General features: G+C 73.9%; 13 protein-coding genes. 7 read left to right on the top strand and 6 right to left on the bottom strand.

The genetic code is table 11. The features are described 5' to 3' along the window. The first annotated feature begins 143 nt into the window (after positions 1-143). The 4 genes from ACIQCH_RS15335 to ACIQCH_RS15350 all read left to right on the top strand — a co-directional run bounded on the left by ACIQCH_RS15335 (position 144) and on the right by ACIQCH_RS15350 (position 3799). Complete coding sequence (locus ACIQCH_RS15335; protein WP_402581153.1) at positions 144-1346, top strand: alpha/beta hydrolase family protein; 1203 nt, start codon at positions 144-146, stop codon at positions 1344-1346. A 207-nt stretch (positions 1347-1553) separates the two neighbouring features. After that, on the top strand, positions 1554-2339 hold the full coding sequence (locus tag ACIQCH_RS15340; RefSeq protein ID WP_402581154.1) for a hypothetical protein: 786 nt from the start codon (positions 1554-1556) through the stop codon (positions 2337-2339). A 341-nt stretch (positions 2340-2680) separates the two neighbouring features. Continuing rightward, positions 2681-3091 carry a hypothetical protein gene (locus ACIQCH_RS15345; protein WP_402581155.1) on the top strand — a complete coding sequence of 137 codons (411 nt, stop codon included), beginning with the start codon at positions 2681-2683 and terminating at the stop codon, positions 3089-3091. 180 nt (positions 3092-3271) lie between these two features. Next, the gene (locus ACIQCH_RS15350; protein WP_402581156.1) at positions 3272-3799 is read left to right on the top strand and encodes an RNA polymerase sigma factor; all 528 of its coding nucleotides are present in this window, start codon (positions 3272-3274) and stop codon (positions 3797-3799) included. 119 nt (positions 3800-3918) lie between these two features. Here the strand turns inward: ACIQCH_RS15350 and ACIQCH_RS15355 are convergent, their stop codons facing one another. After that, positions 3919-5367, bottom strand: a complete 1449-nt coding sequence (locus tag ACIQCH_RS15355) for a M1 family metallopeptidase (protein WP_402581157.1) — start codon at positions 5365-5367, stop codon at positions 3919-3921. A gap of 130 nt (positions 5368-5497) precedes the next feature. Beyond that, a complete protein-coding gene (locus ACIQCH_RS15360) occupies positions 5498-6751 on the bottom strand; it encodes a YhgE/Pip domain-containing protein (RefSeq protein ID WP_402581158.1) in 1254 nt (417 codons plus the stop codon). Between the two features lie 197 nt (positions 6752-6948). Here ACIQCH_RS15360 and ACIQCH_RS15365 point away from each other — a divergent pair, with 197 nt between their 5' ends. Next, positions 6949-7125, top strand: coding sequence for a hypothetical protein (locus ACIQCH_RS15365; RefSeq protein ID WP_402581159.1), 177 nt, complete (start codon positions 6949-6951; stop codon positions 7123-7125). Positions 7126-7140: 15 nt separating this feature from the next. On the opposite strand, the gene ACIQCH_RS15370 is transcribed toward ACIQCH_RS15365, so the two are convergent. Further along, complete coding sequence (locus ACIQCH_RS15370) at positions 7141-7629, bottom strand: hypothetical protein (protein ID WP_402581160.1); 489 nt, start codon at positions 7627-7629, stop codon at positions 7141-7143. A gap of 209 nt (positions 7630-7838) precedes the next feature. Between ACIQCH_RS15370 and ACIQCH_RS15375 the strand changes: the two genes are divergently transcribed. After that, positions 7839-8606, top strand: a complete 768-nt coding sequence (locus tag ACIQCH_RS15375) for a 4'-phosphopantetheinyl transferase superfamily protein (protein WP_402581161.1) — start codon at positions 7839-7841, stop codon at positions 8604-8606. 100 nt (positions 8607-8706) lie between these two features. Here ACIQCH_RS15375 and ACIQCH_RS15380 read toward each other — a convergent pair whose 3' ends face one another. The 3 genes from ACIQCH_RS15380 to ACIQCH_RS15390 all read right to left on the bottom strand — a co-directional run bounded on the left by ACIQCH_RS15380 (position 8707) and on the right by ACIQCH_RS15390 (position 12593). Then, a complete protein-coding gene (locus ACIQCH_RS15380) occupies positions 8707-9363 on the bottom strand; it encodes a calcium-binding protein (RefSeq protein ID WP_402581162.1) in 657 nt (218 codons plus the stop codon). A 311-nt stretch (positions 9364-9674) separates the two neighbouring features. Then, positions 9675-11987, bottom strand: coding sequence for an MMPL family transporter (locus ACIQCH_RS15385; RefSeq protein WP_402581163.1), 2313 nt, complete (start codon positions 11985-11987; stop codon positions 9675-9677). A gap of 66 nt (positions 11988-12053) precedes the next feature. Beyond that, positions 12054-12593, bottom strand: coding sequence for a hypothetical protein (locus tag ACIQCH_RS15390; RefSeq protein ID WP_402581164.1), 540 nt, complete (start codon positions 12591-12593; stop codon positions 12054-12056). Between the two features lie 452 nt (positions 12594-13045). On the opposite strand from ACIQCH_RS15390, the gene ACIQCH_RS15395 reads away from it, so the two are divergent. Then, positions 13046-14674 (top strand): class I adenylate-forming enzyme family protein, encoded by a 1629-nt coding sequence (locus ACIQCH_RS15395; protein ID WP_402581165.1) that lies wholly within the window; start codon positions 13046-13048, stop codon positions 14672-14674.

The following is a 14674-nucleotide window of genomic DNA, read 5'->3' on the forward strand; positions in this document are numbered from 1 at the left end:
GCAGCAGGCCGGCGCGGGGCCGGACGGCGCCGGCGCGGCCGCCGCCCTCACACTCCGGGGTGACGGGTCCCCCTTCCAGGGGACTACGGCTCTGCGACCAGAGGGTGACGCGGTCTACGGAAGGGGCCCGTTAGCTTCGGGGCATGGTCACTTTCAGCAAGGCGGCACCGGCCGCCGTACTCGCGCTCACGCTCTCGTTACCGCTGGTCACGGCCGGCGCGGCAGCGGCCGCGGGGCCGCCGGGCACACCGTCCGCGGCCACCGCCCCGAGATCGGACGCCAGAGTTCTCGACAGGCCGGAACTGCCGCGTCCGACGGGCCCGTTCGCGGTCGGCAGCTCCGCGCTCCACCTCGTGGACCGATCGCGCCCGGACCCGTGGGTGCCGGAGGCGGACGGCCGGGAGCTCATGGTCACGATCCACTACCCGGCCGCCCGCCGCGCGGCGGGCGAACCGGCCCCGTACGCGACGGCCGAGGAGGCGAGGCTGCTGGTCGAGGGCGCGGGGTTCGGGGGCGCCGTGCCACCGGCCGAGCTGCGCGCGATGCGCACGTACGCCCGGGTGGACGCCCGGCCCGCCGGTGGGCGCCACCCCCTCGTGGTGCTCTCCCCGGGCTTCACCGTCTCGCGTTACACCTTGACCGCCCTGGCGGAGGACCTGGCGAGCCGGGGGTACGTGGTGGCGTCCGTCGACCACGCCTACGAGTCCTACGGCATCGAGGTGCCCGGCGGCCGCGTGCTGACCTGCGTGGCGTGCGGCGAGGTGCTCGAGGGCCGGGCGCCGGCGAGCAAGGTCACGGCGGGGCGGGCCCGCGACGTGTCGTTCGTGCTCGACCGGCTGATCGGCCGTCATGCGACCGACCGCTTCGCCCGGATGATCGACGCGCGCCGGGTCGGCATGGCCGGCCACTCCATAGGGGGCGCCAGCACGATGACGGCCATGACGGGCGACCGGCGCATACGCGCCGGCGTCAACATGGACGGGGCGTTCCACGACGCCGTGCCGGCCCAGGGTCTCGGCGGCCGCCCGTTCATGATGCTGGGCACGGGCGACGAGGTGCACCAGCCGGGTGGCGAGGACCGCACGTGGGACACCACCTGGCGGGCGCTCGACGGGTGGAAGCGGTGGATCACCTTCACCGGCGCGGACCACTACTCCTTCACGGACGGACCGGTCATCGCCGAGCACTTCGGCCTGCCCCGGACACCGCTGCCGGCGGACCGCGCCCTGCCCCTCACGCGGGCGTACGTCGCCGCGTTCTTCGACCGGCACCTGCGCGGCACGCCACAGCCGCTGCTGGACGCCCCGTCACCCACGAACCCGGAGGTGTCCTTCCACACCCCATAGGCCGGCCGAAGGTCCGCCGTGCGCCGTCGCGGGCCGGCCCTGCCCCGCGACGGCGTCACCGGCCCTGCTCTCGCACCTCAGCAGGTGCGCGACTTCGCCACCCCAGGGCGGCGAACAGGGCCGTCGCCGACCGGCGTCGAATTCCCGGCGATCTTGTCGAGGCGAGTGCGCTACCGTCCCCTCACGCTCACGACCAGGGGGAACCACGTGCACCAGCCGAACACCGGGATAGCCCGCTTCTGGGCCGAGACGCCGAAGCAGATCAGGCTCAGCGCTCTGCTCATCCCCGTCGGCACCGTCCTGTTCTTCGTCGGCCTGCGCCTGGACGCCACCGGCTGGTGGACGGGACACGACTACGTGCTCAACATCTACTCCGGCCTGACCGGCGCGTGCTTCGGCATCCCCGTCGCCCTCCTCCTGCTCAACAGGCTCACCAGCGCCCAGGACGAAGCCCGCCAGGCTGAGCAGGCCCGGCAGCGGGCCACCGAGGAGGCCACCGCCTTCCAGCAGTCCCTGCTCTCCGGCTTCGAGGCCTCCGACCTCGCCGACCTGACCACCAGGGCGGCAGCCCTGCAGACCCGGATCGCCGACCTCCGCCTCAAGCGCGCCGACGATCCCGCCTGGCCCCAGGCCATGCACGGCTTCCTCACCGACTTCGACAGCCTCCTGCCCAGCCCGTCCGGAGATCCCCGGAGCAGCCTGGGCGCGCTTCACCACACCGAAGAGCGAGCAAGCGTGAGTGAGTGGCGCAGTCGGATCCGGGCCCGGTGGACCGTCCTCAACACGGAGGTTCGCCCCACCCTGCACGGCCAGGACTGGCCCGAGGATGCTGCCGCCGAGGCCCAGCACGCCTGCGAACGGCTCCTGGTCCAGGGCCGAAACCCCTGGAAGTCGACCGGCGCCGAACCGGGCCGCGTGACCGCGATGCTGCACTTCCTCCAAGACGTCAACGCCTTGTGCCGCGCCGCCACGGCCCTCGAGATCTACAGGTGACCGCACGCCACCCAAGGGATGGGCGGTCCGGAGTCAGCGGCGGCCGACCGCGCCGTCCGCGAGGTCCCTACCCGGTGCCGGTGCGAAGAGCGACGGCCAGGGTTGCGTTTCCGGCCGGATGACCCGCGACACGCGCCTCCGGTCACCTGTCGGGAACGCCGTGCAGGTCCTCGTCCTTCGGCGTGTCCCCTTCGGGGCCTCGCGGGTGACGGCCTGGCTGGTCCTCGTGGTTGCCGGTCGATCGCACGAATTGCGGCAGGTCAGACGGCATATGGGACTACTCCTGGGTACATGGGAACTTACCGCCCGGAAACGATCATCTGTCCCCTAGCATGGCGCGCATGATCAGACGGGCCGCGCCGGCGCACGCCTCTTGGAGGGCGGTCGTGTTGGTGTGCGTCCTGCTGCTGGGGGGCGTCCTGGTCCCGCCGTGCACCGCCGCGACGCACCCGGTGGCCGGGGCACACCCGACGGCCGGGGTGACTGGCGCCGGGGCGGCCGCCGCCGCGGTGGCGGGGTGCAGCGTGTCCGCGGAGCGGGCGGCTCCGGGAGGACCACCCGGTGTGTGCCTGTCCGCGTGCGCCCACGGCTCCGCGAGCGCGCCCGAGCCGATGGGTCGGGACCTGTTCGAGGCGTCGCGGCTCGCCCCGGTCCACGGGGAGGCCGTCGTCGTCGGAACGGAACTGCCCGCTCACGTCCCGCCCTGGCCCCGGCCCCCCGACCGGTCCTGGCTGTGCGTCTGGCGCACCTGATTCCGCACCCCGCCGCCACGGCGCGGTGCGGGTCGGACGTCGGCACAGAACTGGGGGCTCATGTGTTACCTGCGGATCGTGCGAGCGCAAGCAAGGGATCTGTCGGTTCGATGATGGAAAGTGTCGCTGGGCGGGGCCTGTTGCAGGGCCTGACCGCGGGGCGGCGATGGGGGCACAGGAATGGCAGGCACTGCGAACGGGACGGCGGAGGAGCCGGAGCGGGTGGCGGAGCTCGTGCGGGGGGCACAGCGGGGGGACGCGCTGGCCATGGACGAGTTGTTGACCGTGCTGACGCCGCGGGTGGCGCGCGTCTGCGGACCGATCGCCCTGGAGGACGGTCCGGACGCGGCACAGGAGGCGCTGATCGCGATCTTCCGTAACATCGGCCAGCTCAAGTCGCCCGAGGCACTGTTCGGTTGGGCGCGGGCGATCGCCGCCCGGGAGGCGCTGCGGTACGCCAAGCGCCGCAACCGCGTGGTGGTGGCCGAGATCGCCGACCGCGCGGCGGAGGGCGTGGACGTGGAGCTGTCCGCCGACATCGAGGACGTGCTCGGGCGCCTGACTCCCGAACACCGGCTCGTCCTCGCGATGCGGCACGTCGAGGGGCTGGACGAGCAGGAGGTCTCCGAAGCCCTGAGGATCCCGGTGGGCACGGTGCGGTCACGGCTCTTCCGGGCGCGCGAGGCGTTCCGCAGGGCCTGGGCCTGACGCCGGACCGGACCCCTGGCGCTCCACGGGGGGACCGGGGGACGGGGGGCGGGGCGGGTTTCCGCCCCGCCCGCACCCGGCCGGGCGGCCGCCCGGCCGCACCCGCGCGCGTGCCGTGGTCAGTTGATCCTGTGCTCCGCCCAGAACGGGCCGAGGTCCTTCGCCGTCACCGCCCGTGCCGCACGCTTGAAGTCCGCGGTGGTGGCGACGCCCAGCCAGTGGTCCCGTACGTAGCCCCGCAGCATGCGCGCCATCGCGGGGCCGCCCAGGACGCGTTCCAGGTCGTGCAGGGCGCAGGCGCCGCGCACGTACACGACCCGGACGTACTCCGAACGGTGGCCGGCCGCGTAGTACGCCATGGACCGGGTGAGCGCGGCCGTGTCGCTGGGCCACGCCCCCTGGTCCTCCCAGCAGGTGGTGGTGGACTCCCGGTAGTACAGCTGGTTCGCGTACTGCGCGAAGGCCTCGTCGAGCCAGGGCGCCGCGAACTCGTCGTTCCCGACGATGCCGTAGAACCACTGGTGGGCGATCTCGTGGACGACGGCCGAGCCCTCCGGTTCGGTCCACAGCAGGACGAGGCCCGGGAACTCCATGCTGCCGACGTCGTCGAGGGCGTCGCTCATGACGAGGTCGAGCTCGCCGTAGGGGTAGCGCCCGTACCGCGCGCCGAACTCCTCGACCGCGCCGACGGCGCTCTTCAGGTCGGTCGCGACGCCTTCGGTGGAGGTGGTGGCGGTCCAGTAGGCGTTCAGCCGGATCCCGCCGGGCGTGGTCACCGTCCTGGACCGGAAGGGCCCCGCCGCCCACGCGAAGTCCCGCACGCCGCGCGCAACGCCGGTCGTGAGCGTGCGGCCGGGTGCGCCCGGGCGCCGGGTGGTGGTGCCCGTCGTGGGGACGACGAGCCTGCGGGGGTGGTCGAGGACGACCCGGAAGTCACCGGCGAGCGTGTAGTAGCTCTCGCCGAAGCCGACGTCCGGGTCGAGGTGCCGGCCGCGCGCGTCCTGCACGGACAGCAGGGGCAGCGCGTTGCCCAGATAGCGGTGCGCGCCGTCCCTGCCGAAGCGGTGGATCCGGTCCGGGACCGTGATCGCGAGGTCGAAGGAGACGCTGGCCCGCGCCCCGTACGGCAGCGGTGCCGGGAGGTCGATCCGCAGCGCGGTGCAGCCGACCGCGAGCGGGTGCGGGGTGCCGCCGGTGATCCCGCGGACGCGCACCGGGGACGGCCGGCCGGGAGCACCGCAGCCGTCGGTGCCGTTCCCCCACAGCCGTACGTCGACCGAACGCAGCGGTGTGCGGCCGGCGTTGCGGAAGGACACCCGCTGGCGGCCGCTCCAGTGCGAGCCGTCGGCGTCGGCGCGCAGCGCCACGTCGTACGAGGGTCGGTCCGGTGTCGCCGCCCCCCGCGCCGCACCGCCGCCCCGCTCCCCCGCGGTGGGGTCCGCGCCGGTCGCCGACCGCACGACGGCAGCGGGGCCCGCGGAGCTCTGCGCGCCGGCCGCCTGCGGTCCCGTCAGCAGGACAGCCGCGAGGGCGGCGAGCGTCACCCGTCCGTACCTGAGTAAGGTCATGCCGGGCACGGTAGGACGCCCGTACGCCCGGACGGGTGCGTTCCGCACGACCCCGCTCGGGGCAGCCCCGGACCGGGTGGTCGGCGGCGGCTCCTCGGGCTGCTCGGCGGGGTGGCGGCGGCCGGATGGTTCAGGCGGGCTGGGGCGTGAGCCGCTTGTGGCCCGTGCGGTCGTAGTAGGTCGTCATGCCGAAGCCGAAGAGCAGCGCGAGCACGGCGCCCACCCCGATCATGATCCACGAACGGGTGAGGCCGGCGTCGCCGCGGGCGTCGAAGTAGAGGATCGCGCGTACGCCGTCGCTGAGCTGGCGCATCGGTTCGAAGTGGGACAGGAACCGGTAGAACGCGGGAACCGCCTGGAGGGGGATGGTGGCGCCCGACGACGGCAGGCCGAGCACGATGAACACGAACATGGACACCAGTTGGCCGATCCCGCCGAAGGCGGCGTTGATGGCCTGGACGCCCAGGCCGACCGCGAGGGCCGCGCAGTAGGAGTAGATCCCCAGCAGCGGCACGTGGGAGGCGTCCATGCCCAGGATCGTGATGCAGGCCAGCATCACGAGTGCGGTGCTCACCACCGTGATGCCTGCCGTCATCACCATCTTGAGGAGCAGCGTCTGGGTGCGGCTGATCGGTACCGTCGGCCGCCGGGTGTGCCAGGGGCCGATCTCGTTGTCGGCGTAACCGAGGGCGGTGTCGACGCCGTTGCTGATGACGTTGCCGCCCATGAACCCGGCCAGGACCAGCAGCAGGGTGTAGTAGAAGGCGGAGAGGCCCAGACCGCTGTGGGCGCCGATGGGGTGCCCGACCTGGGTGACCACGTCGACCGGGTCGGCGAGCAGCACCTTGGCCGTGGGGGTCGCCCGGGCGCCGGCGGCCGTCTGCGTCAGCTGGCGGCCGACGGAGAGTGACGCGCCGTGGGCCGCCTTGGTGCTGATCTGGCTGGCCAGGGAGGATCCGAGGCTGCCCTTGCCCGGATTGGTGAGCACGATCATCGTCGGCCGGTGGGTGGCCCCGGACGTGGTGAGCGCCGCGACGGCGTCCGAGAAGCCGGCCGGAACCACAAGTGCCCCGTACACCTTCCCGGAGTCGAGCTGGTCCTCGGCCTGGGCGCGGGTCATCACCCGCCAGTCGGCCTTGCCGCCCGCGGAGTCCGCGGCGATGGCGGCGGTGATCCGCCCGCCCAGGTCCGGCGTGCCGGTGTCGTCGTTCACGAGGGCGATGGGCAGGTCGTGGAGGTCCCCGTTGGGGTTGACGACGCCGCCCATGTAGAGCAGGGACACGAGGAGGGCGAGCAGTCCCGTCAGGACGGTGGGGACCACCCAGATCTGGGGGCGGCGCAGCAGGGCGGCGGCCGTGGCTTCGGGGGCGGGGGGCGCGGACATGGGTCTCCGTAGCTTCCCGGCATGCGGGGGTCGAACGACGGTCGGCGGTCCTCGGTCGGGGGTAGGCGGTGGGCGTAGGCGGTCGGCGGTGACCGGGGTGATCCACCTCCGGCCGTCGACACCTCAGCATGCCCTCCGCATGCCCCCGTTGCCGCAGCCCGCCCCGCGCGCCTCCCTCCGATGTACCAGGGGTGGCCATGACCAGGGTGACGGCTCCGGGCGAAGCCCTTCCGGCGGCTCGGCACCCACGGCCCCCGCGGCTGACGGCGGCCCCGGAGCCGACCGGCGACCTGTTCGCGATCGTCGCGATCTACGTGATCCCGCTCCTCGTCGCACTGCCCGCCCTGGTCATCGTGCTGGTGGGCGTGCTCTGACCCGCCGGACGGAACCTAGTGGGAGCGGGCGTCGATGCGTTCCTGGAGGCGGTCGAGGAGGGCATGGCCGCGGGCCTCGGTCCCGAACAGGCCCAGCCGCTTCAGCAGCGCGCCGCCCGGCCTGCGCAGCCCGGAGGCGAAGGCGAAGGTCGTGCCGCCGTCGTGGGGCACCGCCGCCATCGCCCCCATGAGCGTCCGGCTCTGCATCAGGCACCATCCGGGTCGGAGGACGACGTCGAAGGCCTCCGGCAGGCCCAGCCGGCCGACCGCGCGGGCCGTCAGCCGCTCCCCCTCCGCGCCGAGCAGGGTGAAGGACTTCAACGCCGGGATGATGTGCGGGAGTTCGTTCTCCAGGTCGGCGGCCACCGCCCACAGGCGCTCCGGCGGGACGTCGTAGTGCCGTTCCGCGTACATGGGCGCCCGTACGGCGGCGGCGATGACCTTCAGACGCCGCAAAGGGTCCAGATCCGCCTGGGGCCAGGCGGCCGCGCCGAGATCGCTCATGTCGTCTGCTCCTCCGTACCGGACGGTCCCGCTCCTCGTCGGGGAGCGGCCCGGCGCCATTGTCACACCCGAAGGTGAGCAGGTGAACGGCCGTCTCAAGGACGGGACCCGCGGACGGCGGGAGTACTCCGCGCCGCCCGGTCCTCTTCCTCAGTGGACTCTCCCGCGGTGGACGGGCGAGTGCCCCGAGGACCCGAAGGAGAGTACCTGTGACGGTGAAGAGCGTGGCGGGCCGCAGGCCGGCCCCGGTGCGTGACTGGGTGCCCGTACAGACGCTGCCGCGGCACCTGCACCGCGTACGGCCGCGGCTGCGGGGCGTGGGATTCGGCATCGCGTCCGTGCACGAGGGCCCGCCGCCGGCGGTGCACGAGGCGGAGCTGGCGCTGGCCGCGCAGATGCCGCCCGCGCGGCGCGCGGACTTCCTCATCGGCAGGTGCGCCCTGCGCCGGGCGCTGCGCGACGCGGGCATCGCGGCGGGCCCGGTGCTGCGGGAGGGGCCCCGGCCGAGGTTCCCGGCGGGCGTGACGGGCTCGGTGAGCCATTCCCGGGGGGTGGCGGTGGCGGTGGTCGCGCGGACCGCCGAGGTGCCCGGGCTGGGCGTGGACCTGGAGTTCGGCGGTCCGCCGCCGGCCGCCGCCCATCTGGTGCTGGGCCCGGCCGAGCGGGACCTCGTGCGGAGCGCGGCGGCGCAGCGGCGGATGCTGGAGCTCTACGCGGCGAAGGAGGCGGCGTTCAAGGCGCTGAGCCCGCTGCTCGGCGCGGAACTGCCGGGTCTGCGCGCGGTGCGGCTGCGCCCGCGCGCGGACGGCTTCGCCGCCGGCCCGGCCGCCGGGCCCGGCCCCGAGGCGCTGGTGACGTGTCGTCCGGTCCCCGGCGGGATGCTCGCGTGGGCCGTGCTGGACGGGCGGCCCGGGCCGGACGGGCTTGACGGGCTTGACGGGCTTGACGGGCCGGCCAGGCCGGACCAGGTGGGCTGACCACGAGCGTGGTCGTCGGCGGAACGTCTTGAGCACGGCCAAGACCTCCGGTGCGGCGGGGTGCGCAGGCCCCGCCGCACCGGAGGTCTTCGCGTCGGATTCAGCAGTCCACCGTGACTTCGCTGTTCGGACACACGTCGATTCCGGAGTCGCCGTACGCCGTGTCGTATTCCGAACCCCCGTCGAGCGAGTCGTTTCCGGCCTCTCCGAACATGGTGTCGTCACCCTGCTCGCCGCGAATCGCGTCGGCTCCGTCCGGCGCCGCCGGATCGTTGACGTTCCCGTACAACCTGTCGTTCCCGTAGTCGCCGTCGATGCTGTCGTTCCCGGGGCCGCCGTAGGCCCAGTCGGCGCCGTCGCCACCGTCGATCCGGTCGTCACCGGCCTCGCCGTAGAACGTGTCGGAACCCGAGTTGCCGTTGAGGACGTCGTTGCCGGAGCCGCCGTGGACGACCATCTTCAGGTCGGTGAGGTTGGAGACGACGTCGTCGCCGTCGCCGGCATCGACACTGATTCTCCAGATACCCGTGTTGTTCAGGTTGAGCTCGTCACCCTGCGGACCCGACACCACGTCTCCGTCGTCGTAGACCTTGACGCTTCCGAACGGGGTGCCCCCGTGAATGGTGATCTTGTTGGCCCTGCCCGGGGCCGCTCTGATGTGGAGGTAGCCCGAGAGGTCGTAGTCGACGGTCGTGTTGTTCGGGACCTTGGCGTGCCGCTGCTCCTCCCCCTGCGCGGACACCGCGAGGGGTGACATGACGGCCAGGACGGCAACCAGGGAGACGCGCGCACAGAAGGCTAGTCGAGGCATCAACCATCACCACCGGGAAGACTGGGATCGGCCGGGCGTACGAGATCGGCGCTTCGGTTCCTCAGCACGTCGCGTGCGAGGCCACCCCCCGCTCTGGGCCCGCCTTGTCCCAGCGTCTCACCGTCGGAACCCCTTCGCATGCCGGACCTCGATGCGGTTGCCGCAGGTGCCGGAGCCGCTCGGCCGGTCGCGGGCGGAACGCACGAGGCCGCCGGACCCCTGGGGTCCGGCGGCCTCCTCGTTCGGTGCGGGTGGCGCTACGCGCCCGTGGTGACGGGCCGTCGGTCGTCGCGGGCGGACCGCTCGGGGTCGGTGGCGGCGGTCTCCGGAGCCGCGGGGTGCGGAGCCGGGGGCCTGCGGAGGAGGCGCGGGGTGTGCCAGATCCGGTCGCCGAGGAGCTTGAGGGCGGCGGGCAGCAGCACGACGCGGATGACGGTGGCGTCGAGGAGGACGGCCACGGACATGCCGACGCCGGACTCCTTCATGGACAACTGCGGAAGGGTGCCGAAGACCGCCGCGACGGCGACCATCACCACGGCGGCGCCGGTGACGGCACCGGCGGTCCCGGTCACGCCCTCCTCGATGGCGCGGTCGGTCGACAGGCCCCGGTCGTGGCCCTCGCGGATCCGGCTGACGACGAACACGTGGTAGTCCATCGACAGGCCGAAGAGGAAGACGAACAGGAACAGCGGCACCCAGGAGGCGATGGCCCCGGTGCTGGTGAAGTCCAGCAGGCCCTCGCCCCAGCCGTGTTGGAAGACCAGCACGACCACGCCGTAGGCGGCCCCGACCGAGAGCAGGTTGAGGACGAGCGTCACGGCCGCGATGGCGGGCGAGCGGAAGGAGAAGAGCATCACGAGGAAGGTGAACACCAGGACGAAGCCGGCGACCCGGCCGGTGGCGTCGGAGAGGTGGTCGCCGCTGTCGACGGAGGCGGCGGTGGTGCCGCCGACGGCCACGTCGGCTCCCCGGACGGTGCCGAGGGTGGCGGGTACGACCGTGGCGCGCAGGGTGTGCAGGGCGCGTACGGAGGCCTCGTCGGTGCCGGTGCCGGCCAGACCGACGGTGACGATGGCGACCGTGCCGTCGCCGCCGGTCCGGAAGGTCACCGGGCCGTGCAGGCCGGGGGTGTTCTCGGCGGCGGCACGGAAGCGGTCGAGGGCCGCGCGGGTCTCGGGTCCGTCGAGGTCGGTGCTGTGGACGACGACCTTGGCGGGGGTGGCCGAGCCGGGGAACGCCTGCTGGATGCGCTCGTACGTGCCCAGCGCCGGGAGCGCCCGGGTCGGCAGGTCGCTGACGCCCGGTTCGCCGGTGTGCAGGGAGAAGGCGGGCAGGAGCAGGGCGGTCAGCAGGCCGCCGAACACGACGACGGCGACCAGCGGGCGCTTGAGGACGCCGCGCAGGAGGGCGTTCCAGCCGCGGCCGGTGCGCGGGGGCGCGGGGGCGGCCGGCGCGGGGGCGGCCGGCGCGGCGGTGCCCGCGGCGGGCGTCGGGTCCTGGCTCTCCGTACGGCGGCGGAGGCGGGGCAGGCGGCCGGTGTTCACGCGGTCGCCCAGCAGGGAGAGCAGCGCGGGCAGGACGGTGACGGAGCCGAGGACCGCGGTGGCCACGACGACGATGGTGGCGCCCGCCATGCCGATGAAGATGCCGTTGCCGGACAGGAACAGGCCGGCGAGGGAGACGATGACGGTCAGGCCGGAGACGACGACGGAGTGTCCGGAGGTGGCGGCCGCGGCGGCGACGGCCGCCTGGGCCTCCTGGCCGCGGGCGCGCTCCTCGCGGAAGCGGCGGATGTAGAAGAGGGAGTAGTCGACGCCGACGGCGATGCCGATGAGGGACATCACCGACGTGCCGTTCTGGTCGACGTGGGCGATCTGGCTGGTCAGGGCGAGCAGGCCGCCTGCCGCGACGACCGCGGTGAGGGCGAGGACGACGGGCAGCAGGGCCGCGACGAAGGCGCCGAAGGCCAGTAGCAGGATGACCAGGGTGACGGGGAACGAGAGGTTCTCGGCCTCGGTGTAGTCCTCGTGGAGCTTGGTGTCGTAGCCGTGCTGGAAGGAGGCCTCGCCGAACTGCTCGACGCGCAGGCCCGGGTGGGCCTTGCCGACCCGGGCGACGGCGTCGAGGACCGGCTGCACCTCCTCCTTGGCGGTGACGGTGGCCGAGCGCATGTCGAACTGCACGAGGGCGGCCCGGCGGTCGGCGGAGACGGCCGGGCGGCCGGCGGGGTCGAGCGGGGAGACGACGTTCTGGGTCCGGCCGCTGTCGCGCAGGGCGCGGACGGTGTCGGTCACCGCCGCCCGGAAGGCCGGGTCGTCGACGGTGGCGGCCTCGGACTGGAGGAAGACCACCTCGTGGGCGGGGAGTTCGAAGCCCGCCCGGTCCAGGATCTCCTCGGCCCTCCGGGCCTCGCCGTTGGTCAGTTCGGCCGGGGTCGGGGCGGCGGTGCCCACGGCCGACCCGATGACGGTGGCGGCGACGACGAAGGTCAGCCAGAGCAGTACGGCCGCCCAGCGGTGGCTCGCGCTCCAGCGTCCGGCCGCCTCGGCGAGGCTGCGCCTGTTCTTCACGGTTTCTCCGGTGCGTGTGTGGTGGGTTGCAGGGGAAGGGGGGCTCGCGGTGCCCCGTCCGGGAGGTCAGGAGCCGGGCGGGTGGCGGAAGGTTCCGTCGGATTTCCGATCGGGTCCCGCGAGGCCCGGCCGCCCTGCGCGGCCGTCGGCCACGCTCGCCCGGAGCCGGGCGACGACGCGGCGGGCGTAGTGGTCCGCGCACCGCTCCAGGACGTGCCCGGCCGCCGCGTTCCGGGCGGTCCGGGGACCGGCGAAGAAGCCGAACCGGGTGCCGTGGTCCTGCGGTACGGCGGCCAGGCCGAGGAAGGTGCGCTCGCTCTGCATCAGGCACCAGCCCGGCTGGCGCAGGACGTCCGCCTCGACGACGCGGCCCCACGGGCCGTGGGCGCGGGCGCGCTGGTGCGGCCAGGGTCCGTCGACGAGGACGAGTCGGCGCAGGCCGGGAAGGAGGCGGGGCAGCCCGCCCTCCGGGTCGCCGGCCACGGCCCACACGTCGACGAACGGGGCCTCGAGGAAGGCTTCGGCATGGCAGTGCAGCGGCAGTGCGGCGGCCATCACGCGCATGCGGCGGACGGGATCGAGCTCGGGCTCGTGTGCGGAGCTCACGGCCGGCTCGCGCGGGCCGCCCGGCCCGCGACCGCGGCGCGGGAGCCGGTCCGGGCCCGGTCGGGACAGGACCGGGGGCAGGGGGTGCGGGGGGCTGTCGGAGGCGGCGCGGCCATCGCTGGTCTCTCTTCCGTCACGGGGGGTGTCACCTCACAGAGGGGTGGACGGGCGCCCGTACTCCCTGCGGGACACGGACGGCGGAGGGCGCGCGCGGGGCCACCGCGTCCGCCGCCCCAGGGCCGGAATCGAGGGCTCCGGAAACTTCTCGGAATTCGATGGAGTGCGACCGGGGGCGGGGCGGCTCTTGTCTGGTGTCGGAGCGAGCAGGCCCGGGCCCACACACCGCCCGGCTGCCGACCGGGGCGCGGACCGCGCCACCGGGAGCGGGCCGCACCGCAGGGTGCCGCAGCCGCCCGACCTTCCCCATCGCCAGGTTCACCAGAGGATTCCGCATGCCTGATGTCTCCGCCCTCCAGCTCGACGCGGTGCCGCGCCCCACGGCCCCGTTGGGCCTGCTGCCCGAGATCGCGGCCGAGAAGTTCCCGGACACGCCCTTCCTGTCGGACAGCGGCTGGAACGCCTTCGACGGCACCGTGGCGACCGTCGCCGACTTCGCCCGTGCGGTGGAGGACTACGCCGACCGCTTCTGGGCGGCCGGGATCCGCCGCGGCGACGTGGTCGCCGTCGTGCAGCGCAACCACATCGAGGTCGAGGGCGTGATGTGCGCGCTCGGCCGGATCGGTGCCCTGCCGGCCCTGTTGTCGTCCGCCATGGAGCCGGGCGAGCTGCTCGAGTGCCTGGCCCGGCTGGAGCGGCCGTACCTGCTGGTCGACCGGACCGGGCTCGACCGGCTCGGCGCGGCCCGCCACGCGCTCGGGCAGCTCACCCGCCGGGTGCTCTCGCTGGGTGAGAGCGAGCACTCCTGGGTGGTTCCGGCGCTGGAGCGTTCCGCGCACACGGCCGACCCGCGCGACGAGGACGAGTGGTTCGTCATCACCCACTCCTCCGGCACCACCGGTGCGCCGAAGATGTGTGCGCACTCGACGCGTTCACTGTTCGGGATGGTCGCCCCGATGATCATGATCTTCCGCGACCAGTACTCGCTGACGGACCTGAACGCCAAGCACCTGTCGTTCGTGCACGCCCGCACCTGCGCCGGCACGCTCGCCTCCCTGGAGATCGGGATGCCGTCGCTGGCCATCGCCGATCCGGACCCCGCCCACGTCAAGCGCCTGCTGCTGGAGCACCGGCCGACGTCGCTGGAGACCCACCCCAACATGTACATCCAGTGGGAGCCGCTGGCCGAGGACCCGGACCGGCCGCTGGCCCCGGTGGAACGGTTCATCAGCACCTTCGACGCGATGCACCCGCGCACGGTGCGGTCCCTGCTGGCCGCCTCCGAGCGGCCCGGCGCCCACTACTTCCAGGCGTACGGGCAGACCGAGACGGGTCCGATCTGCCTGCGGATCGTCACCCGCGAGGAGTCCGCGGACTACTCCCCGCGCAACGTCGGCCACGCCGGCGGCGGCTTCGAGATGCGCGTCGTCGACGAGACCGGCGGCGAACTGCCGGTGGGCACCGCCGGCCGGATCGAGACCCGGTCGATGGGCCGCATGCGCGGCTACGTCGGCGGCGGTCCGATGCCGGCGGACGACGCCTGGTGGCCGATGGGCGACATCGGCCGGATCCTGCCCGACGGCTCCCTGGAGCTGCTCGACCGGGTCGTCGACCACATCGACGGCGTGGGCAGCCTCCTGGAGAAGGAGGACCATCTGCTGGAGGCGCTGCCCGAGCTGGTGGAACTGGTGCTCATCCAGTCCGGGGACGGCGCGCTGCTGGCGGTCGCCTGCCCCCGGCCGGGCTCCGCTCCGGACGCCGGCCGCTTCCACGCGGCGGCGGCGGAGGCCGGGCTCCCCGACGTGGAGGTGCGGTTCTGGGACTGGGAGGCGGTGCCGGTCACCGGCTCGTACAAGGTGCGCCGCTCGGTGCTGCGCGAGCGGCTCGCCCGGCGCGTCGGCGCGGCCCGCCCGGCCCCCCTCGCGGCCGCGGCCGCGACCTCGACCGCCCCGAAGGGGGCCTGA

The organism is Streptomyces sp. NPDC093225, from assembly GCF_044753805.1.
GTDB lineage: Bacteria > Actinomycetota > Actinomycetes > Streptomycetales > Streptomycetaceae > Streptomyces.